This window comes from Rhodococcus sp. CX (assembly GCF_015865005.1).
Classification (GTDB): domain Bacteria; phylum Actinomycetota; class Actinomycetes; order Mycobacteriales; family Mycobacteriaceae; genus Rhodococcus.
Map to the genome: position 1 here is coordinate 2657 of NZ_JADZGH010000269.1, position 2106 is coordinate 4762.

Sequence of the window (2106 nt, forward strand, 5' to 3'; positions counted from 1 at the left end):
GGGTGATCTCGTTCCACGACGACGCGACGCCGATCTGCGGCTTGTCCCAGTCGTCGTCGCCCATGCCGACCGCGCGGAGCATGCCGCGGGAGGCCGCCTTCTCGAGACCGTCCGTCACGTCGCGGCTGCGGGGTTTGATGTCGGGGGCGCCTTCGCTCATGACGTGTCTCCTCGGGGGTCGCGGCCGGTCAGGGCGAGCAATCGGTCCTGCAGTGGTGCGTCGTCCGGGACCGGTACCGGGTCGGCGAACAGGCCGCTCGCCGCGAGCATGTCCTTCTGGGGCTGCAGGTCCGCCCACACCGCCGCCACCAGGTCCGGGTCGAGTCGGTCGTCGCCCCCGACGCCTCGGGCGAGATCCCAGGTGTGGATCGCGATGTCCGCGACCTGCTGTTTCAGATAGTTGTGGCAGGGCACGACGCCGTACGACAGGTGCACGGAAGCGTCCGGAGCGGTCGCCGCCCATGCGGTGGTCGCGGACTCGGCGTAGCGGGACCATTCGGCGCGCAGGTCGTCACCGATCGGCGCGAGCGAGGCTTCGGCTTCGGCGATGGTCATGCCCGCCAACAACGGCGGGATCCACCGCTGTTCGTCGATCATGTGCTCGACCAGTTTGGCGATGTCCCACTCGGTGTCCGGTGTGGGGGCCTTCCAGTCGGTCACCTGTGCGAGCCGCTCGGTGAATCCGCGGGCCGCCGTGCGCTGCAATTCGAGCCAGTCGACTGCCATGGATTCAGCGTAGGTCCGACGGTGTTGGGATCATCGCGATTTCAAGTCCTGCCTGCGTCGGGGTTTTCGGGAAGGATCGAACGACGGATACGTGCCCGGGCTCCGCAGGGCCCGGGAACCGAGGAATCACGAGGAGAAGTTCATGCCCGTCCCCACCGTCGAACTGGCCCCCGGCCTGACCGTCAGCGCGCAGGGCTACGGCGCCATGTCGGTCGCCCCCGTCTACGGCGGGACCGATCCCGACGAGGCGCTGGCGACCCTGCATCACGCCGTGGACCTGGGCGTGACGTTCATCGACACCGCCAACGTCTACGGCGACGGCCTCAGCGAGACCGTGGTCGGCAAGCTGCTGAAGGACCGCCGCGACGAGGTACAGCTGGCCACCAAGTTCGGGCTGGTCGGCGCGCTGGGCGGCAGCACTCCCGCCGGCAACCGCCGCATCAACGGTCGTCCCGAGTACGCCCGTCAGGCGATCGACGAGTCGCTGCAGCGGCTGGGTGTCGACAGCGTCGACCTGTACTACCTGCACCGCGTCGACCCCGAGGTCCCGATCGAGGAGACGGTCGGCGCACTGGCCGAACTGGTCCGCGCCGGCAAGATCCGGAACATCGGACTCTCGGAGGCGACCGGCGACGAACTGCGCCGCGCGCACGCCGTCCATCCGATCGCGGCGATCCAGTCCGAGTGGAGCATCGTCTCGCGCGACGTCGAGAAGCACGTGGTGCCGACCGCCGCGGAACTCGGCATCGGGTTCGTGCCGTACTCGCCGGTGAGCCGCGGTCTGCTGACCGACGCGTTCGACGCGACGCAGGTCGAGGAGAAGGACCTGCGTCGCCGGTTCCCGCGCTTCGCGGAGGATGCGCTGCCGGCGAACCTGAAGGTGCGCGGCGAGGTCCGAGCGGTCGCCGACGAGCTCGACGCGACCATCGCGCAGGTGGCGCTGGCGTGGCTCGACGACAAGGCCCGCACGTTCGGGCTGCCGTCGGTGTCGATTCCGGGCACCCGTTTCGCCGAGCGGGTCACCGAGAACGTGGGTGCGCTGGACCTGACGCTCGACCGCGAGCAGGTCGCTCGCCTGGACGCGCTGGCGGATCTGGTGGTCGGTCAGCGGGCCGCCGACCCGACGTGGGTGTCCCTCGGCCGCGAGTAGTACCCGAAAGTAACTTGTCTGGACGGGTTAAGGTCTAGACATCATGAAGCGCGTGTGGCTGGTCTGGGGCATCGGAGTCTTCGCTTACGTCGTCGCAGTCCTGCACCGCACGGCCTTCGGTGTCTCGGGTCTGGCCGCAAGCGACCGGTTCGACGTCTCCCCGGCCGTCCTGTCCGGGTTCGTCGTCCTGCAGATCGTCGTCTACGCCGGTATGCAGATCCCGGCCGGGG

General features: G+C 69.1%; 2 protein-coding genes and 1 pseudogene. 2 read left to right on the plus strand and 1 reads right to left on the minus strand.

Translation table 11 applies throughout. From position 1 onward, the window contains the following. Positions 1-156: 156 nt before the first annotated feature. Positions 157-726 (minus strand): TIGR03086 family metal-binding protein, encoded by a 570-nt coding sequence (locus tag I0Q12_RS29910; RefSeq protein ID WP_197257429.1) that lies wholly within the window; start codon positions 724-726, stop codon positions 157-159. Between the two features lie 142 nt (positions 727-868). Here I0Q12_RS29910 and I0Q12_RS29915 point away from each other — a divergent pair, with 142 nt between their 5' ends. Then, positions 869-1876, plus strand: a complete 1008-nt coding sequence (locus tag I0Q12_RS29915) for an aldo/keto reductase (RefSeq protein ID WP_197257430.1) — start codon at positions 869-871, stop codon at positions 1874-1876. Positions 1877-1919: 43 nt separating this feature from the next. Next, positions 1920-2106: pseudogene (locus I0Q12_RS34355) on the plus strand (MFS transporter); the annotation flags it as partial.